At 71.4% G+C, this 18,296-nt stretch carries 19 protein-coding genes; 7 read left to right on the top strand and 12 right to left on the bottom strand.

What is annotated here, in order from left to right:
- Nucleotides 1–5 precede the first annotated feature (5 nt).
- From AC31A1_RS16360 to AC31A1_RS16340, 5 genes are read left to right on the top strand one after another with little or no spacing between them, the layout of a single operon-like run.
- On the top strand, nucleotides 6–1,490 hold the full coding sequence (locus AC31A1_RS16360; protein WP_489654013.1) for a purine-cytosine permease family protein: 1,485 nt from the start codon (nucleotides 6–8) through the stop codon (nucleotides 1,488–1,490).
- Nucleotides 1,487–2,041 carry a cysteine hydrolase family protein gene (locus AC31A1_RS16355; RefSeq protein WP_489654012.1) on the top strand — a complete coding sequence of 185 codons (555 nt, stop codon included), beginning with the start codon at nucleotides 1,487–1,489 and terminating at the stop codon, nucleotides 2,039–2,041. The genes AC31A1_RS16360 and AC31A1_RS16355 overlap by 4 nt, the downstream gene beginning before the upstream one ends.
- Nucleotides 2,038–2,745, top strand: a complete 708-nt coding sequence (locus AC31A1_RS16350) for a GntR family transcriptional regulator (protein WP_489654011.1) — start codon at nucleotides 2,038–2,040, stop codon at nucleotides 2,743–2,745. Before AC31A1_RS16355 ends, AC31A1_RS16350 begins: the two co-directional genes overlap by 4 nt.
- A 43-nt stretch (nucleotides 2,746–2,788) precedes the next feature.
- On the top strand, nucleotides 2,789–3,793 hold the full coding sequence (locus AC31A1_RS16345) for an ADP-ribosylglycohydrolase family protein (protein ID WP_489654010.1): 1,005 nt from the start codon (nucleotides 2,789–2,791) through the stop codon (nucleotides 3,791–3,793).
- Nucleotides 3,790–4,704 (top strand): PfkB family carbohydrate kinase, encoded by a 915-nt coding sequence (locus AC31A1_RS16340; RefSeq protein ID WP_489654009.1) that lies wholly within the window; start codon nucleotides 3,790–3,792, stop codon nucleotides 4,702–4,704. The genes AC31A1_RS16345 and AC31A1_RS16340 overlap by 4 nt, the downstream gene beginning before the upstream one ends.
- A 13-nt stretch (nucleotides 4,705–4,717) precedes the next feature.
- Here the strand turns inward: AC31A1_RS16340 and AC31A1_RS16335 are convergent, their stop codons facing one another.
- The 10 genes from AC31A1_RS16335 to AC31A1_RS16290 all read right to left on the bottom strand — a co-directional run bounded on the left by AC31A1_RS16335 (nucleotide 4,718) and on the right by AC31A1_RS16290 (nucleotide 15,183).
- Nucleotides 4,718–6,139: a family 2B encapsulin nanocompartment shell protein gene (locus AC31A1_RS16335; RefSeq protein ID WP_489654008.1), complete on the bottom strand. Its 1,422-nt coding sequence runs from the start codon at nucleotides 6,137–6,139 to the stop codon at nucleotides 4,718–4,720.
- Between the two features lie 195 nt (nucleotides 6,140–6,334).
- A complete protein-coding gene (locus tag AC31A1_RS16330) occupies nucleotides 6,335–7,717 on the bottom strand; it encodes an FAD-binding oxidoreductase (protein WP_489654007.1) in 1,383 nt (460 codons plus the stop codon).
- 52 nt (nucleotides 7,718–7,769) lie between these two features.
- On the bottom strand, nucleotides 7,770–8,876 hold the full coding sequence (locus tag AC31A1_RS16325) for an acyl-CoA dehydrogenase family protein (RefSeq protein ID WP_489654006.1): 1,107 nt from the start codon (nucleotides 8,874–8,876) through the stop codon (nucleotides 7,770–7,772).
- Nucleotides 8,873–9,880 carry an ABC transporter substrate-binding protein gene (locus tag AC31A1_RS16320; protein ID WP_489654005.1) on the bottom strand — a complete coding sequence of 336 codons (1,008 nt, stop codon included), beginning with the start codon at nucleotides 9,878–9,880 and terminating at the stop codon, nucleotides 8,873–8,875. Before AC31A1_RS16320 ends, AC31A1_RS16325 begins: the two co-directional genes overlap by 4 nt.
- A gap of 42 nt (nucleotides 9,881–9,922) precedes the next feature.
- A complete protein-coding gene (locus AC31A1_RS16315) occupies nucleotides 9,923–11,023 on the bottom strand; it encodes an LLM class flavin-dependent oxidoreductase (RefSeq protein WP_416961945.1) in 1,101 nt (366 codons plus the stop codon).
- Between the two features lie 24 nt (nucleotides 11,024–11,047).
- Complete coding sequence (locus tag AC31A1_RS16310; protein ID WP_489654004.1) at nucleotides 11,048–12,016, bottom strand: ABC transporter substrate-binding protein; 969 nt, start codon at nucleotides 12,014–12,016, stop codon at nucleotides 11,048–11,050.
- The gene (locus AC31A1_RS16305) at nucleotides 12,013–12,729 is read right to left on the bottom strand and encodes an ABC transporter ATP-binding protein (protein ID WP_033278595.1); all 717 of its coding nucleotides are present in this window, start codon (nucleotides 12,727–12,729) and stop codon (nucleotides 12,013–12,015) included. The genes AC31A1_RS16310 and AC31A1_RS16305 overlap by 4 nt, the downstream gene beginning before the upstream one ends.
- Before the next feature lie 2 nt (nucleotides 12,730–12,731).
- Nucleotides 12,732–13,607 carry an ABC transporter permease gene (locus AC31A1_RS16300; protein WP_489654003.1) on the bottom strand — a complete coding sequence of 292 codons (876 nt, stop codon included), beginning with the start codon at nucleotides 13,605–13,607 and terminating at the stop codon, nucleotides 12,732–12,734.
- Nucleotides 13,604–14,449: a sulfurtransferase gene (locus AC31A1_RS16295; RefSeq protein ID WP_489654002.1), complete on the bottom strand. Its 846-nt coding sequence runs from the start codon at nucleotides 14,447–14,449 to the stop codon at nucleotides 13,604–13,606. The genes AC31A1_RS16300 and AC31A1_RS16295 overlap by 4 nt, the downstream gene beginning before the upstream one ends.
- Complete coding sequence (locus tag AC31A1_RS16290; RefSeq protein WP_489654001.1) at nucleotides 14,446–15,183, bottom strand: alpha/beta hydrolase; 738 nt, start codon at nucleotides 15,181–15,183, stop codon at nucleotides 14,446–14,448. The genes AC31A1_RS16295 and AC31A1_RS16290 overlap by 4 nt, the downstream gene beginning before the upstream one ends.
- A 338-nt stretch (nucleotides 15,184–15,521) precedes the next feature.
- On the opposite strand from AC31A1_RS16290, the gene AC31A1_RS16285 reads away from it, so the two are divergent.
- Nucleotides 15,522–16,370, top strand: a complete 849-nt coding sequence (locus tag AC31A1_RS16285; protein WP_365605654.1) for a LysR family transcriptional regulator — start codon at nucleotides 15,522–15,524, stop codon at nucleotides 16,368–16,370.
- 261 nt (nucleotides 16,371–16,631) lie between these two features.
- The gene (locus AC31A1_RS16280; RefSeq protein ID WP_489654000.1) at nucleotides 16,632–17,315 is read left to right on the top strand and encodes an MBL fold metallo-hydrolase; all 684 of its coding nucleotides are present in this window, start codon (nucleotides 16,632–16,634) and stop codon (nucleotides 17,313–17,315) included.
- A 24-nt stretch (nucleotides 17,316–17,339) separates the two neighbouring features.
- Here the strand turns inward: AC31A1_RS16280 and AC31A1_RS16275 are convergent, their stop codons facing one another.
- Both AC31A1_RS16275 and AC31A1_RS16270 read right to left on the bottom strand, forming a co-directional pair.
- Nucleotides 17,340–17,741 (bottom strand): MarR family winged helix-turn-helix transcriptional regulator, encoded by a 402-nt coding sequence (locus AC31A1_RS16275; protein WP_489653999.1) that lies wholly within the window; start codon nucleotides 17,739–17,741, stop codon nucleotides 17,340–17,342.
- Between the two features lie 107 nt (nucleotides 17,742–17,848).
- Complete coding sequence (locus AC31A1_RS16270; RefSeq protein WP_489653998.1) at nucleotides 17,849–18,199, bottom strand: VOC family protein; 351 nt, start codon at nucleotides 18,197–18,199, stop codon at nucleotides 17,849–17,851.
- Nucleotides 18,200–18,296 lie beyond the last annotated feature (97 nt).

Below are 18,296 nucleotides of genomic sequence, written 5' to 3'. Positions count from 1 at the left end.
CGACGATGGCGGATTCCTCCCAGACTTCCCAGTCCCGGCAGCTCCAGGTCGAGACACACGGCCTCGACGTGATCGGCGACGCCGAACGCAAAGGCACCCCAAGTACCTTGTTCTGGCCCTGGTTCGGAGCGAATGTCTCCATCCTCGGCTTGAGCTACGGCGCCTTCGCGCTCGGCTTCGGGATCTCCTTCTGGCAGGCGCTCGTCGCCGGTGTCATCGGGATCGTGTTCTCCTTCCTGCTCTGCGGGTTCATCGCGGTGGCCGGCAAGCGCGGCTCCGCGCCGACGATGGTCCTAAGCCGCGCCGCCTACGGCGTGCGCGGCAACCGGCTGCCGTCGGTGATCTCCTGGGTCCTCACCGTCGGCTGGGAGACCGTCCTCACCGCCCTCGCGACGATGGCCACCGCGACCGTCTTCAGCAGGCTCGGCTGGGGTGGCGGCACCGAGACCAAGGTGGTCGCGCTGATCCTGGTCGGCACGCTGACCGTGGTAGGCGGAGTCATGGGTTTCGACCTGATCATGCGACTGCAGACGGTCATCACGGTCGTCACCGGCGTGCTCACGATCGTCTACATCGCGCTCGTCGCCGACCACATCCACTGGAGCACGGTGAGCGCCGTACCGGCGGGCTCCGCACAGGAGTTCATCGGCGCGCTGGTGTTCATGATGACCGGCTTCGGGCTCGGCTGGGTCAACGCCGCCGCCGACTACTCCCGTTACCTGCCCCGGAGTTCGTCCGGGAGAGGCGTGATCGGCTGGACCACCTTCGGCGCCTCCGTCGCCCCGCTGCTCCTGCTGGTCTTCGGCCTGCTGCTCGCCGGTTCCTCCAGCACGCTCAACAAGGCGGTCGCCGCCGACCCGATCGGCGCGCTGACGACGATCCTGCCCACCTGGTTCCTGGTCCCGTTCGCCGTAGTCGCCGTCCTCGGCCTGGTCGGCGGCGCGGTCCTCGACATCTACTCCTCCGGTCTGGCCCTGCTGTCGGCCGGTCTCCGGGTACCCCGCTACCTGGCGGCGCTCGTCGACGGCGTCCTGATGATCGCGGGCTCCGTCTACATCGTGTTCTTCGCCGACGACTTCCTCGGCCAGTTCATGGGCTTCCTCACCACCCTCGGCGTCCCCATCGCCGCCTGGTGCGGCATCATGCTCGCCGACCTCCTCCTGCGCCGCCGCGACTACGACGAGGGCGACCTCTTCCGCCCGAACGGCCGCTACGGCGACGTCCAGCTCACGCCTCTCCTCCTCACCCTCGCCGCCACCGCGATCGGCTGGGGCCTGGTCACCAACACGGCCGCGAGCTGGCTGACTTGGCAGGGCTATCTGCTCGACCCGTTCGGCCTCGGCGGCAAGTCCGGCTCCTGGGCCTACGCCAACCTCGGTGTCCTGATCGCCCTCGCCGTCGGCTTCCTCGGCACGCTCGCCCTCGGCCGCGCCCGCGTCCGGCGCCAGGAGGAACAGGCCGCGAGCCCGGAGGCGGTGCCCGCCGTATGACCACCGCGACCGGCCATCTCGCCGTCATCGACATGCAGCGCGTCTTCGCCGACCCCGACAGCCCCTGGGCTACGCCCCGCTTCGCGGAGGCGGCGGCGGGTGTACGACGATTGCTGCCTGCCTTCGGCGAACGCGTCACCTTCACCCGCTTCCTGGCCCCCGAGAAACCCGAGGGCGCCTGGCGCGCCTACTACGACCAGTGGCCCTTCGCACTCCAGCCACCGGACGCCCCCCTCTGGCAACTGGCCGATGAATTCGCCGCGCAGGCACGGCACTTGGTGGACGCGCCCACCTTCGGCAAGTGGACCCCGGAACTCGCCGAACGCGTCGGCCCGACCGGCCGTCTCGTCCTCGCCGGCGTCAGCACCGACTGCTGCGTCCTGTCCACGGCACTTGCCGCCGCCGACGCGGGAGTTGAGGTACTGGTCGTCTCCGACTCCTGTGCGGGCGTGGACGACGACTCCCACGCCAAGGCGTTGCACGTCATGGACCTCTACCAGCCCCTGATCCGGGTGGTCACCGTCGCCGAGGCGGTCGGGGAGCCGTCATGACCGGCGTCCGGCTCAAACACCAGCGCATCACCGACGTCCTCGCCAAGGAGATCCGCAGCGGCCACCGTCCCGCCGGCGAACAACTCCCCGGCGAACACGCCCTGGCCCAACGCTTCGGCGTCAGCCGTACGACCGTCCGCGCGGCCCTCGCCGAACTCAGCGAGGCGGGCCTGATCGCCACCCGCACCGGCAAGGGCTCCTACGTCCTCTTCGACGGCCGCCCCCTCGACGACCGCCTCGGCTGGGCCCACGCACTGGCCACCCAGGGCATCGACACCCGGGTACGGACCCTCACGGTGGATGCCCGGCGGGACGAGCGACTCGCCCGTCAACTCACCCTGAACACCACCGAGTTCGTGTGCGTGGAGCGGATACGGGAACTCGCCGCGGACGCGGTCGTCGTGTCGTACGAACGCAGCTTCCTGCCACCCGTGCCCGGGGTGCGGGACCTGCCCTCCCGCGGGCTCGGGCAGGAGTCGCTGACCGAGGTGATGCTGCGGGCCGGGCTGCGGCCCGACCACGGTGAGCAGCGGGTGAGCGGCCGGCGGATCGACGCGCGGGAGGCTGAGCTGCTGCGCCGCGAACCGGGTGACTGGTTCCTCGACACGCGGCGGACCAGCCGGGCGGCCAACGGCTCCTTCGTCGAACATGTCGTGAGCCTCCTCGACCCCGACCACTTCCAACTGACCCTCGAATTCGGCTGACCCGCACCCCAGCAGTAGCCGCTCCCTGCCCCGGAAAGCACCCATGACCCTCCAGAGCCGCGCCACCGGAGCCCTCTACGGGCTCGCCCTCGGAGACGCCCTCGGCATGCCCACCCAGATGCTGTCCCGCCCGGACATCACCTCTCGCTACGGCCCGTTCCTGACCGGCTTCCAACCGGCCGCCCCCGACCATCCACTCGCCGCCGGGATGCCGGCCGGAGCCGTCACCGACGACACCGAACAGGCCCTGCTGCTCGCCGAGTTGCTGCTCGACGGCAAGGGCCGCGTCGACCCGGCGGAACTCGCCCGGCGCCTGGTCGCCTGGGAGGACGACATGCGGGCCCGCGGCTCGCTCGACCTCCTCGGGCCGTCCACCAAGCGTGCGGTGGAACTCGTCCTCGCGGGCGCCCCCGTCGACGAGGTGGGGCGCTACGGCACCACCAACGGCGCGGCGATGCGGATCGCTCCCGTGGGCATCGCGGTGTCGGTCGCCGACCCGGCCGTGCTGGTGGACCGGGTGGTCGAGGCGAGCAGCCTGACCCACAACACCGGGGTCGCGCTCGCCGGAGCCGCGGCCGTCGCCGCCGCTGTGAGCGCGGGAGTTGACGGGGCGTCGGTTCCGGAGGCGGTCGAAGTGGCCGTGTCGGCGGCCCGGTTGGCGGCGGGGCGCGGGCACTGGGTGGCCGCCGCCGACGTCGCCGAACGGATCGTTTGGGCGACCGGGCTGGTGCGCGGCCTCACCGAGGCCCAACTCTGCGAGCGGGTCTACGCGTTGGTGGGGACGAGTCTCGCCACGCAGGAGTCGGTGCCCGCTGCCTTCGCCGTCCTGGCCGCCTGCCCCGACGACCCCTGGCGGGCCGTGTCGCTGGCCGCGTCCGTCGGCGGTGACTGCGACACCATCGCCGCGATCGCGGGCGCCGTCGGCGGCGCCTGTCACGGGGTGGACGCCTTCCCGGCCGACGCGCGGGAGACGCTCGTGCGCGTCAACCCGAAGCTCCAACTGGACGCGACAGCCGCCGCGTTGCTCGGACTCCGGGCACAGTCGTGAGCGCCAGGCTGTGGCACCTCGGCAACGTCGTCGTCGACCTGGTCCTCGATGTCCCGGCCCTCCCCGAGCGCGGCGGCGACGTCCTCGCCACCCACACCGAGCGAACCCCGGGCGGCGGCTTCAACGTCATGGCCGCAGCCGCCCGCCAGGGACTCCCGGTGACTTACGCCGGAGCGCACGGCACCGGTCCCTTCGGTGACCGGGCCCGCGCAGCACTGCACGCCGAGGGCATCGACATCCTGCTCGCGCCGCGCTCGCAACCGGACACCGGCTTTGTGGTCTGCCTGGTGGACGCGGGCGGCGAGCGCACCTTCGTCACCAGCCCCGGCGCCGAGGCCACCCTGACCAGCGCCGATCTGGCCGAACTCCGGCCGGGCGCAGGTGACGTGGTCTACGTCACCGGATACAGCCTGCTCTACGACAGCAACCGCACCGCCCTGCTCGACCTCCTGCCCCGACTGGACCCGGCCGTCACGCTGGTCACCGACCCGGGGCCGCTGGTCCACGAAATCCCCGCTGAGGCTGTGGAGTTGCTGCTCGCCCGCTCGGACTGGTGGAGCTGCAACGCCCGCGAGGCCGCGCTGCTCACGGGCCTCGACGACCCGGCCGAAGCAGCCCGGGCCCTGCAAGCCCGGCTGGGGCGCGGCTCGGTGCTCGTCCGTACCGGCCCCGACGGGTGTCTCGTGCACCACGGCGGAGACCTCGTCACCGTGCCGGGGTTCGCCGTCGACGCCGTCGATCTCAACGGCGCCGGCGACGCGCACACCGGGGTGTTCATGGCCGCCCTGGCTCGGGGTGTCGACCCGGTGGCCGCCGCTCACCGGGCCAACGCGGGCGCCGCCCTGGCCGTCACCGCGTCGGGCCCGGCTACGGCGCCGGACGCGGCACGGCTGGACGCGTTCCTGAACTAGCCCTGGGTCACGGTCAGTTGCCGTCCCGGCGGGAGACCTCGACGTTCTCCAGGATGCCGATCGCGTCCGGTACCAGGACCGCCGCCGAGAAGTAGGTGCTCACCAGGTAGGAGATGATCGCCTGCTCGTTGATGCCCATGAACCGTACGTTGAGGCCCGGTTCGAGCTCGTCCGGGATGCCCGTCTGGTAGAGGCCGATCACACCCTGGTCGTCCTCGCCGGTGCGCATCGCGATGATCGACGACGTACGGGACGCGCTCACCGGGATCTTGCCGCACGGCAGCAGCGGTACTCCGCGCCAGGCGGGCAGGTGGTGGCCGCCGACGTCGATGCCGCTGAAGTAGACGCCCCGCTTGTTGCACTCGCGGCCGAACGCGGCGATCGCCCGCGGATGGGCGAACAGGTAGCGGGTGTCGCGCCGCATGCTGAGGAGTTCGTCGAGGTCGTCGGGGGTCGGTGGCCCGGAGTGGGTGGAGATCCGCTGGTCGTAGTCGGCGTTGTGCAGCAGGCCGAAGTCCCGGTTGTTGACCAGCTCGTTCTCCTGTCGCTCGCGCAAGGCCTCGACGGTGAGCCGGAGTTGCTGCTGGGTCTGGTTCATCGGCTGGTTGTAGAGGTCGGTGACGCGGCTGTGCACCTTCAACACGGTCTGGGCGACGCTGAGTTCGTACTCGCGCGGGGCGAGGTCGTAGTCCACGAACGTGCCCGGCAGATCCGGCTCGCCGACATGTCCGGCGCTGAGGGCGATCGCCGCCTCGCCGAACGGGTTGACCGGGCCGTGCTCGTCCGAACCGACCGACTCGACGTGCGCGCTCAGCTCCGGGTGCCGCTCCGCGACGGCCTGGTACGCCGAGTGCGGCAGCGCCAGCACCGTGGTGGCCGTCGCCGCGCGGGCCGTGAACTCCCAGGTGCTGTCGGAGTCGGCGAGCACCTGGCCGCCGAAGGTGTCGCCATCGGCCAGCAGGCCGGCGACCGCCTCGTCGCCGTAGGGACCCTCCCCGAGCTGCTCGACCTTGCCGTGTGCGATGAGGAACACCTGGTCGGCGGGGCGGCCCGCCTCCACGATCAACTGGCCCGGCGCGAACTCGCGTTGCTCGAACCGCTCGGCCAGCGCGCCGAGCGCGTCGGCGTCCGTGAAGCCGCGCAGCAGCGGGAGTTCGCTCAACTCGGCCGGGACGACCCGCACTTGTGCGCCGGTCTGGACGAACGTCACCCGTCCGTCGCCCCGTGTGTAGGACAGCCGGCGGTTGACGCGGTAGGTGCCGCCGGGCACGTTCACCCAGGGCAGCATGCGGGTCAGCCAGCGTGAACTGATGCCCTGCATCTGGGGTTCGGACTTGGTCGTGGTCGCCAGAGTGCGTGCCGCGGCGGTACCGAGGCTCTGCTGTTCCCGCTCCTCGGCGCCCGCCTCGGGCGCGGTACCGGTGTCGACCGACATGGTGCCTTCTCTCCTGTCGCACGGGTGACGGGACGACTGCCGTCCGTCACATTCCGTGCGTAGAGCTACCCGTTGTCGGTCACGACGAGTGATGACTTCGGACGGCGGTCGAGGCACATGCCAACCGCACGTGCTCCCGCACCACCCCCGGATCACTCGGCCTCACCCGTTCGGCGGTACCCGGTCCGGGTTGCCTCACAGGGTCTTGCCGGGGTTGAGGATGCCCCTGGGGTCGAACGCCTCCTTCAGCCGGCGCTGCAACGCGTGGGCGGTGGGCCCGAGTTCGTCCGCCACCCACTGCCGCTTGAGCACGCCCACACCGTGCTCACCGGTCAGCGTCCCGCCGAGCCGCAGCGCCAGCGCGAAGATCTCGCCGGCCGCCTCCCAGGCCGCGTCCGGCAGCCGGTCCAGGGCCGGATCGACCACGATGATCGGATGGAGGTTGCCGTCCGCGGCGTGCGCGAGCGTGTAGACCGGCACGTCGTGGCGGGCCGAGATGACGCGGATCTCGCGGACCGCCTCCGCGAGCCGCGAGCGCGGCACGGCGATGTCCTCGATCAGCGGCCGGCCCAGCCGCTCCAGCGCGGGCAGGGCGAGCCGCCGGGCTGCCAGCAGGGCCTCCGCCTCGACGGGGTCCGCAGTGGTCTCCACGGTCGTGGCCGTCGGCGCCAGCACTCGCGCGACCTGCTCCGCCTCGACGGCCGCCCCCGCCCCGTCGCACTGCACCAGCAGCAGCGCCGACCCGCGCTCGCCCAACGCCGGATCGACGGCCCGCAGCACCGGCCCGTCGAGCAGCTCCGCGAGCGCCGGTACGACCCCGGCCCGCCCGATCGCGTACGACGCCTCGGCCGCCGCCTCGAACGAGTCGAAGTAGGCGGCCAGCGTGGCGGTCGCCACCGGCACCGGACGCAGCCGCAGCGTCGCCGACGTGATGACGGCGAGGGTGCCTTCGGAGCCGGTCAGCAGCGCGGTCAGGTCGTATCCGGTGACCCCTTTGACGGTACGGCGGCCGGTCGTGACCACCGTCCCGTCGGCGAGGACGGCCTCCAGACCGAGCACGCTGTCCCGCGTCACCCCGTACTTCGCGCACCGCAGCCCGCCCGCGTTGGTCGCGATGTTCCCGCCGATCGTCGAGATCGCCGCACTCGCCGGATCGGGCGCGTACCGCAGGCCGTGTTCACCCGCCGCCCGGTCCAACTCGGCGGTGATCACGCCCGGTTCGACCACCGCGAGCTGGTCGTCGGCCGACAGTTCGAGGATGCGGTTCATCCCGGACAGGTCCAGCACGAGCACGCCCTCACCTGCCGACGCCCCGCCCGACAGACCGGTGCCCGCACCGCGCGGCACCACCGGCACGCGCAGCGCGTTCGCGTGCCGGAGCGTGACGGTCACGTCCTCGGTGCGCCGCGCGTGCACCACGGCGAGCGGGACACCGTCAGGCCGGGTGCCCGAACGGTCCGTGGTGTACCCGCCCAACGTGCGCGGGTCCGTGGCCAGTTGGTCGGGCGGCAGATCCCGGGCGAGCAGACCGAGCAGCCGGGCGGCGGCGGTGGGGGTGGTCGGGGGAGCTGTGGTCACCGGTTCCGTACCTTCACTGTGCGTTCCGACATGGGGTCCGTCATAGGGCGGGTTACGGGTTCAACGCCTTGGTTCCGATTGCGAGCAGGGAGATGTCCTCCTGGGGCGCGTGCACGGGCGCGCACTGGATGTCCCGGAAGTGCCGCTCCAGCGGATTCCCGCGCGCGAGCCCGGGATTGCCGAGCAGCCGTACGGCGAGTTCCACGGCCCGAACGCCGTGTCGGTCGGCCAACACCCGTGCCCCCAGGGCCTGTTCGGGGGTGTACGTGGAGTCGTCGGAGTCCACCCGGGCGGCCCCGCCGAACACCAGCTGTTCGGCACCGGCCAGCAGTACCTCGATCTCCCCGGCGGTCCTGCGGAAGCGTTCCGTACGGGCCACCGGATGACCGAGGTTGGCGGGCACGCGCGCGTGGGCGAACGTGTGGAAGAAGGACTGCGCCGCCCGCGCCACCCCCAAGTAGAGGGCGGCGAGGGGGAGATGGAGGGAGGCGCCCGCCCGGTTGTCCTGTTCGGCCGACGCGCCGTACGGGCCGATGCCGATGACGTGCTCGTACGGGATCTCCACGTCCCGGAACGTCACGTCGTGGCTGCCGCTGGCCCGCAGCCCCAACTGGTCCCAGCGGCCGGTGATGTCGATGCCGGGGGAGCCGCCCGGCACCAGGAACGTGCCGACGCGCGGCTCGGGTTCGTCGGTGGTGGCCCACACCAGGAACCAGTCCAGGCCCTCCGCGCCGGTCACGAAGCGCTTGGTGCCGCTGAGCGACCAGCCGTCCGGGGTGCGCCGGGCGAGCGTCGACGGGAGCCCGCCGCGCGCGGGGGAGCCCAACTCCGGTTCCACCCGCGCGTGGTTGACGAGTACCGGCCGCTCGAACGACTCCTTGACGATCCGCGCGTACAACTCCTCGGGCCAGTGCGGCTGTGCGGCCTGACGGGCGTGCGTGTTCAGGGTCATCGCCGCGATCAGGGCCACCGACGGGTCGCCCTGCCCGATCCGGTGGAGGATGCGCGCGCTCTCCTCGACCCGGGCGCCCCGGCCGCCGTAGGACTCGCCGATGGTCGCCGTGAGGAGTCCGGCCTCGTGGGCGATGCGGAGGGAGTCGGCGGGGAAGGCGCCCGACTGGTCGTAGCCGGCGGCCAGTTCGGCGATGCGGGCGGTCACAGGGCCTTCTTCAGGTCGGAGTTGAGTGCGGTGGTCCAGAAGGACTTCACGTCCAAGTGCTTCTTGAGCGCGCCGAGTTCGGTGAAGGCGTCGGCCACCTTCTGCTGGGAGGCGATGGTGTCGGCGCCGACCGTCCTGGCCTGGGTGGGACGTTGCTTCTGCGCGGCGACCAGGTCCGACTTGGCCTGGGCGAGCGGCTGGTGGGTGGCGTCGGCGGTGACCTTCGCGAAGCCGTCCTCGTGGCCGTCGCGGACGTAGGCGTACGCCTTGGTGATCCGGGCGATCAGGTCGGCCGCGGCGGCCCGTTGGGCGGGGCTCTTGAGAACGCTGTCGCGGGCGGACCAGAGGAAGTTGCCGGAGAGGATGTCCGCCCCGGAGCCGACCGTCGTCGCGCCCTGCTGGTGGGCGGTGATGATCGACGTGCCGTAGGAGGCGAAGGCGTCGATGGAGCCGCCGTTCAGGGCCGCGAGGCCGTCGTTGGGGAGCAGCGGCTTGGCGTCGATGTCCGACCAGGTCAACCCGGCCCGCTTCAGCAGCTCGTAGAGGAAGTAGTGGGCGGTGGTGTTCTGGACGTAGCCGACCTTCTTGCCCTTCAGGCCGGCGATGTCGGTGACCTTGGAGCCCTTGGGGACGACGACTTCCTGGTTGAGGGTGGTGCCGCGCTGGACGGCCACCACCTTGAAGTTGGGGTTGCCGTCGGCCGCCGAGAAGAGGGGCGGGATCTCGCTGGACGAGGCGAGGTCGAGCGCTCCGGCGCGGATCGCCTGGAGCTGCTGGTCGCCGCCCTGGAACAGGTTCCACTTCACCTTGTACGGGGTGTCGTCGAGGTGGGCGTACTTGAGGACGGCCTCGCCGACCTTCCAGCCGGTGTCGCCGACCCGCAGGGTGACGGAGGAGACGTCGGACGAGGACTCGGCCGTGGCGCTGCCTCCGCAGGCCGCGGCGAACGGCAGGAGCAGGGCGAGGGCGGCGGCGGACGCGCGCAGGGAATGGCGGAACAACACGGAGTCTCCATAGGGGAGTTCGCAATCAGGGAAAGGGGCGGATCAGGCGGCTTGTGAGGTCGTCGCGCGGTGGGCGAGTTCCTGGCGGACGAGGGGCAGGACGTGACGGGCGTAGTCGATCGCGTCGTTGAGCGGGTCGTAGCCGCGGATCGAGAGCAGGTCGCAGCCGATGTCGACGTAGTCGAGCAGCGCCTGGGCGACCGTCTCGGGCGTACCGACCAGGGCAGTTGACGCGCCCGCGGCGTTGGTGGCGACGGCGGGGGCGGTCCACAGGCAGCGGTCCTGGACCTCGCCGCGCTCGGCGATGTCGAGGAGGCGCTGCGAACCGACGTTCGCGGGGCGGCCGGTGGTGCGGTAGTGGCGGAGCAACTCGGTGTTCTTCGCCTGGTCCTTGAGGACGCCGAGGGTGCGGTGGGCCTTCTCCCAGGCCAGTTCCTCGGTGGGCGCGATGATCGGGCGGAACGACACCCAGATACGGGGATGCGGGCGCCCGGCGGCATCCGCGACCGCGTTGACGGCGGCGATCTGCTCGGCCGTCTCCTTGAGCGGCTCGCCCCACAGCCCGAAGATGTCGCCCTGCTGACCGCCCACCCGGTACGCGTCCTGCGAGGAGCCGCCGACCGAGATCGGGACGAGGCCGTTCACCGGCTTCACGTCGGAGTAGTAGCCCTCGAACGTGAAATACTTGCCCTCGTGCGAGACGGGTCCCTCGGCCTCCCACACCTTGCGCAGGATCTGGATGTATTCGTCCGAACGCTCGTACCGCTCGGCCTTGTTGAGGTAGTCGCCCTCCCGGCGCTGCTCCTCGTCGCTGCCGCCGGAGATGATGTGCAGCGTCAGCCGGCCATTGCTGATCCGGTCCAGCGTGGCCAGGGCGCGGGCCGCGTGCGTGGGGAAGATGACGCCTGGCCGGTGCGCGAGGATCGGGCGGACGCGCTCGGTGTGGGTGGCGACGAACTGGGCGACCTGGAAGGCGTCGGGCGAGGCCGAGTGGTAGGCGACCAGGGTGTGGTCGAAGCCGCCGTCGTCCAACGCGCGGGCGTACTTGCGCAGATGGTCGACGTCGAAGCCGGTACGGCTCGCGGCGGCGGGACCCGAGGCCCCGGAGTCGGTGTGGACGGCGCTGATGAACTCGACAGGCATGAGCGAACTCCTAGGCAGGAAAGGTCACTTGAGCAGGGAGGTGTCCGCAGACTTGGCCACGTCCACGTTCGGGTCGAGGACCCCGATGCTGTTCATGAGGTCGGCGACCTGCTGGACGGTCGTGTTGACGTCCGAGGTGATCGGCAGCACCTGGCTGTAGGCGGCCGAGGCGAGAGTCTTGGCGACCGTGGCGTCGGCGCCGTTGCGCTGCTCGATGGCCTTCGCGTACGCGTCCTGGTGGGTGCTGGTCCACTTCAGCGCCGTGCTCAGACGCTGGAGGAAGTCGGAAAGGGCGGTCTTCTTCGCCGAGTCGGAGAGGGCCTTCTCGGAGGCGTTGATGAAGCCGTAGCCGCTGACCCGGCCGTCCGCGCCGTCGACGAGGAGCTTGCCGCCCTGTTCCAGGCCGACGGCCTGGTAGACGCCGAACGTCGCCCAGATCTTGACCTTCCCGGAGGCGAAGGCGGCCTGCGCGTCGGTCGGCAGCAGGTACTGCACCTTGACGTCCTTGTAGCTGAGCCCGTTCTGCTTCAGCACGTTGGCCAGCAGATACTCCGAGATGCTGCCCTTCGCCGAGGACACCACGACCTTCTGGCCCTTGAGATCCTTCACGCTGTCGATGCCGGAGTCCTTGCGGACGACGATGCCGACGTGCGTGCCGTCGTTCTTGAGGGCGGCGACGTTCTTGATCTTGACGCCACCGCTGAGCGCCTGGAGCGCGGGCAGGTCGGCCGAGTACCCGGTGTCGGCGGCGTCTGCCTGCACGGCCTGGTAGAGCGGGGCCGCACCCTGGAACTCGGCCCACTTCACCTTGTACTTGGCGCCCTTGAGCGCGTCCGACGCGGCGATGATCGTCTGGAGCGTCTTGGCCTGGTCGCCGATGGTGAGGGTGACCTGCCCGCCGGCGGAGGTGTCCGCCGAGGAGTCGGCACCGCAGGCGCTCAGCGCCAGCAGGGCGGTCAGACTCAGGGTGGCGGCGGCGATTCTGCGGATCACGAGGGGGTTCCTTCCAAAGTGCGGGTCACGCCGAGCCAGTTCAGGAGGCGGGCGCGCAGGGTCACGAACTCGGGGGCGGTCAGATCACGGGGGCGGGGCAGGTCGACGGTCACCTCGTGGGCGATACGGCCCTCGTCCATCACCAGGACCCGGTCGGCGAGCAGCAGCGCCTCCTCCACGTCATGGGTGACCAGGAGGATCGCGCACCCGTGCAGCCGCCACAGCTCGGCGACGAGCGCCTGCACCTTGCCCCGGGTCAGCGCGTCCAGCGCGCCGAACGGCTCGTCCAGCAACAGGAGTTCGGGCTCACGGACCAGCGCACGGGCGAGCGAGACCCGCTGGGCCTGGCCGCCGGACAGCGTCTTGGGCCAGACGGTGGCCCGTTCCGCGATGCCGACCTCGTCGAGCGCTTTCAGCGCGAGCGCCCGGTCCGGACGCCCCGGCAGCCCGAGCACGACATTGCGCCACACCTTCAACCACGGGAGTAGTCGCGGCGACTGGAAGGCCGCGCTGCGCCGCGCGGGCACGGTCACCTCGCCGCCGATCTCGTCGTCCAGCCCGGCGAGAATGCGCAGCAGTGTCGACTTGCCGCAGCCGCTGTGCCCGAGCAGGGCCACGAACTCGCCCTCACGGATGTCCAGATCGAGATCGTGCAGCACGGTGTTGCCGTCGAAGGCCCGCGAAAGCCCCCGTATCTCAACGGAGTTGGCCATCTCTACGCCTCACCCTCGAAGTTGGCCCGCCAGGTCAGCAGCCGGCGCGACAGGATCCGTACGGCGAAATCGCAGGCGAGACCGAGCAGCGCGTACACGACGAGGCACAGCACGATGACGTCCGTGCGGAAGTACTGCTGGGCGTTGCTCATCAGATAGCCGAGCCCCGCGTCCGCGTTGACCTGCTCGGCGAAGACCAGCGCCAGCCATGCCGTGGACAGCGCGTACCGGAGGCCCACGAGTGCCCCGGGCAGCGCGCTCGGCAGGATCACGTACTTGATCAGCCCGAACCGGCCGAGCCCCATCATCCGTGCGGCCTCGACGAGTTGGGCGTCGGTGGAGCGGATGCCGCCGTAGATGTTGAAGTACAGCGGATACGTCACCCCGAGCGCCACGAGCGCGATCTTCGGCGTCTCCTCGATGCCGAACCAGACGATGAACAGCGGGATCAGACCCACCCAGGGGATCGCCCGGAACATGCCCATCGAGGAGTCGATGACGTCCTCGCCGAGCCGGAACAGCCCGGCCAGCAGCGACAGGACCAGCGCGACGGTCGCGCCGATGAGGAACCCGATGGCGGCCCGGCGGCCCGACGCGGCGATGGCGTGGGGGAGTTCGCCGTTCTTCGTCAGGTCCACGGCCTGACGCAGGACGTCGACGGGGGAGGCCAGGACGGACTCGGGGAGCACGCCGGTGGCGGAGGTCAGGAACCAGAGCAGGACGAGGCCGACGGGTCCGGCGGCCCGCCGCACCGAACGGGGCACGGTGAAACGGCGGTTGACCTTCGCGGTCCCTCGGATGGTGACCCTGGTGGACGGTGCCGCGGCGACTTCCTTCTGCTGCGGCAGCACGGCCGCGTCCAGTGGTTTCGTCGTCATGGCCGGTCTCCCGTCGACGCCGGGCGCGTGGGGTCGGCGGACCAGGCGGACCAGGAACCGGGGAAGAGCGTCGCCTCGAACCCGGCGATCTCCAGCGCCGCGATCTGATGAGCGGCGGTGACCCCGGACCCGCAGTACACGCCGATGCGTGCCGCGTCCCCGGCACCCCGCTCCTCGAACCGCTTGCGCAGCAACTCCGGTGTCAGGAAGGTGCCGTCCGCCGCCAGGTTCTCCCCGGTCGGCGCGGACACGGCCCCCGGGATGTGTCCCGCGCGCGGGTCGACCGGCTCGACCTCACCCCGGTACCGCTCACCCGCGCGGGCGTCCAACAGCAGCCCGGACACGGCGAGTTCGGCTGCTCCGTCGGCATCGGTGATCGGCAGCGCACCCGCGCGGAGCACGACATCACCCGGCGTCGGATCGACGGGAATCCCGGACTCCAGCGGCAGCCCCGCTGTCCGCCAGGCGCCCAACGCCCCGTTCAGCAGGGTCACTTCGGCGACGCCCGCGTACCGCAGCAGCCACCAGGCGCGGGCGGCGGCCGTGTTGCCGAGGTCGTCGTAGACGACGACGGGCCGGCCGTCGCCGATGCCCCAACGGCGGGCGGACTCCTGCAGTTCGGCGAGATCGGGGAGCGGATGCCGGCCGCCCTCGGGGCTCGCCGGTGCGGCCAACTCCGTGTCCAGGTCGACGTAGACCGCGCCGGGGATGTGGCCGTCCGCGTAGTGGTCGTGGCCGTACGGGTCGCCGAGGGCCCAGCGGACGTCGAGCAGCACGGGCGGCCGCTCGGAGGCGAGGAGTTCGGTCAGCTCGGCGACCGTGGTCGTCACGCGGCCGGTCATGTCAACTCCTCGGCGATCAGGGGAAGTTCACGGGCCTCGCCGGTCTCGCGGACCTCGGGGGCCAGTCGGAGCCGTTCGAGGAACAGGACGACCGTGGCCGCGGCGGTGCGGTGCAGCGCGTCGTTGAGGACGTCGTGCCGGCCGCCGTGGAAGACGACCGTGTGGACGCCCGGGTGACCGTCGTAGACGCTCAGTGCCCGGTCGAGCGGGCTGATCGTGTCGTCCCTGCCGTGCAGGGCCAGGACCGGGACGCGGACCAGGTCCAGGCGCGGTCCGGGCAGGTCGGGGGTGTCGTCGATGGCGCCGCGCCGGAAGGCGGGGTCGTTGGTGAGACGGCCCTGATGGGTCGGGCAGGCGGTGCGGGCGGTGACCTCCTCGTCCCAACTGCCCGCTGTCCAGGCGCCGGTGGGCAGCCCGGCGAGGATCAGCGCGTCGACGCCCGCGGTCTGCTCGGCGGCGAGCTGAAGGGCGTGGAGCGCGCCCGTGTCGGAACCGACCAGCACCTTCGGGCCGGGCAGCGACTCGTCGGCGAGCAGCTTGGCGGCCTGCTCCAGGACGGCGGGGTCGGCGGTCGGGTCGCCGAGGGCGCGGACGCGGTAGGCGTCGTAGCCGAGCCGGCGGCCGAACCGCTCGTAGACACCGCCGTGTTCGCCCCGCCCGGCCAGCACGATCAACGTGCCGCGCGCGGCGAGGCCTTCGGGTTCGTCCCAGGACGAGACGGAGGAAGAGGGCATGGGGTGACAGCTCCCAACGAGGGGAAAGGGGAGGGGAATCGAGGAGAGGGGGAGGAAGTGAGCAGGCCGGAGCCGCCGTCACGTGTCAGTGCGCAGGGCGGACGTGATCAGCGAGAGCTCGGGAAGGGTGCCGCGGAGAGGCGGTGGGTCAACGACAGCGCGCGCTGCACGCCACGCCGAAGTCGATGACTCGGCGCTGCGTCAGAAGGGCAGCGAAAGCGGTCGTGTGCAGCATGCGCCCATCATGACCGGACGCGACCGATCGCGTCCAACGATGATTCCGCATCGAAATCGATCAGTTATCGCGATCGATGCGCGGAACGACTACCGTCACCGGCATGCCCCAACCTGTCCTCGACATCGTGGCCCTGCGCAGCCTGACCGCGATCGCCGACTGTGGCGGCTTCCACCGCGCGGCCCGGGCCCTCGCCCTGAGCCAGTCCGCGGTCAGCCAGCATGTCCGCAGGCTGGAGAAGACGCTGGGCCGGCCGATCGTCGAGCGCGAGGGGCGGGGCACCCGGTTCACGCCCGAGGGGCGGCTGCTCCTGGAACAGGCCCGCCGCATCCTCGCCGTGCACGACGAGGCCGTACGCACCCTGCTCGACGTGGACGGCGACACCGTCACGATCGGCTCCACCGAACACGCGGCCGACCAGTTTCTGCCACGGCTGACCGCGGCCGTCCAGGAGGTGCGGCCCGGCTGCCGGGTCCGCTTCCGCATCGACCGCTCGGCCCGCCTCGTCGAGGCCGTGGAACGCGGCAGCGTGGACGTCGCGGTGTACGTCACCGAGGCCGCAGCCACCGAGGGCACACCGGTCGGCGGCCTCCCGCTCACCTGGCACGCGACGCCCGGCTGGCAGCGACCGGCCGCGCCGGCGCCCGTCCCGCTGGTCGCCATCGAGGACCCGTGCGCGATCCGCCGCCGGGCTATCTCGACCCTCGCCGCGCATGGGGTGCCGGCCGCGGTGGTCGGCGACGCGGGGTATCTCGCCGGGGTCCTCGACATCGCCCGCACGGGGCAGGGTGTCGCGCTGCTCGCGGCGGTCGGTTCGGCTCCGGACGGGCTGACTCCGTACGACGGGCTGCCCTCCGTCACCCCGATTCCCATGAGCGCGCTGGCCCGGCCGGGCGCGGATCCGGCGACGGTGGAGGCGGCGTTCGCCGCCGTACGGGATCTGTTGCGTTGACCGAGGGAGAGGGGAATGGGCGGGTGGAGATCGGCCGGAACTGTCCCCTGCCGTGGGGTAGTCGGGTCCGTTTTGGAGGAAAGATCCCTCGGGGAGATTCGGTGAGTCCGCGAGTCGGGTGAGTCGGCAAGGGGGCGCGATCGTCGTGAGGGTCGTCCTGCTCGGTACCGCGGCCGGGGGGCGGTTTCCCGCAGGAACTGCGCCTGCGCGCTGTGCGCCGCCGCCCGCGACGGGAAACTGCCCTCGCGTACGCAGGAGCGCGTGGCCGTCACCGGCAACGCGCGGGACTGGTGGCTGCTCAACGCCTCACCCGACATCCGCACCCAGCTCACCGCGACCCCCGCGCTCTGGCCGGGTCCCGGCGCGCGCGACACTCCGGTGCGCGGCGTCCTCCTCACCGACGCCGAGCCCGACCATGTGACGGGCCTGGCCGCACTCCGCGGGGCGCCGGGCCTCAAGGTGTACGCCCCGCGGCCTGCCCTGGCCGCGCTGAGCCCGGCCCGGGCCGTCCTCGACCGCTATGCCCCCTGGGAGTGGTCCGACAGCCTCGCGAAGGACGGTTTCGTACTGGCCGGAGGCCTGGTGGTGACAGCCCACCCGATGGGCACCGAGGCCCCGACGTACCTGCCGCCCCGCCCGGCGGACGACCGCTGGGTGACGGCGTACCGCATCGAGGACCTGGCGACCGGCGGGGCGCTCGTCTACGCACCCTGTGTCGCAGCCTGGTCGGAGACCCTCGACGAGCTGCTGGCGACGGCGGGGCACGTGCCCGTCGCCGGCCCGCGCGGCAGTCTGACCGCCCTCGCCCGTCATCCCGGGGTCCGCCGGATCTACACCCACCTGAACAACACGAATCCGTTGCTCGACGCGGGTTCGGCCGCGCGGGCGCAGGCGAACGAGGTGGGGGTCGACGTGCTCATGGACGGGGCGGAGTTCGCTGTGTGAGGCACGTGCGGCGGATGGGCGGTGTCAGCCCTCGGTGCCGTCCAACATCCGCGCCAGGACGCTCCGTTGGAGCGGGAGCACCTCCGAGTGGAGATCACGCCCCTTCCGGGTGAGCGCGACCCACACTCCGCGTCGGTCCTCGATGCACACGGAGCGTTCCACGAGGCCGTCCTTCTCCAGCCGTCCGATGAGACGGGAGAGCGCGCTCTGGCTGAGATGGACCCGTCCGACCAGGTTCTGCACCCGGCACTGGTCGCCTTCCTCGGGCGCCTCGGACGCGAGCACGTCGAGTACCTCGAAGTCGCTCGCGCCCAGGCCGTGCGGGTGCAGTACGCGGTCGATCTCGCACATCGTGCGCGCGTGCACGGACAGGATGTCCCGCCACTGTTCCTCTAGCTGCCGGGCACCGGCCGACTTCACTGCCATACACGCACGGTACACCGATCCGGCCAGTTATTGAGTACGCAACTAGTGCACGCGCAAGTAGCTGGCTGTCGCGGCACGCGTGCCGGGCGGCCTGCCGTCGGTGTGTGTCAGGCGGCCGGATTCTGGGTGAGCCCGACGAAGTTCCCGTCCGCGTCCTTCACGAACGCGATCAGCTTGCCCCCGCCGACGTCCTGGACGTCCTGCACCAGCTCCGCCCCCACCTCCACCATGGCCGCGAGCCGCGTCCGGATGTCGTCCACGGTCCAGTACGGCACCGGTCCCGTCATGCCCCGGGCGTGCCCGTTCGGGTCGAGACCGACGTCCTGCCCGGCGGCCTTGTACCCGACGTAGTACGGCTCGTCCGCATACGGCTCGACCCTCAGCAGGGCGCCGAACAGGGCCTTCGCGGCGTCCAGGTCCTTGACGGGGTAGATGATCGTGTTCAGTCCGTCGGTCATGACGAGCTCCTCCGTGAAGAGTGGTCCGACGGATTTCGCCGGTGAATTCAGGCTAGGGCGGGGGAGGCGCGGGGGCTTCTCCAATCCTGATCGGGTG

Source organism: Streptomyces sp. P5F9, assembly GCF_057961495.1.
Note: the sequence above shows the minus strand (reverse complement) of the source record. Positions and strands in the feature narration are given on the sequence as shown.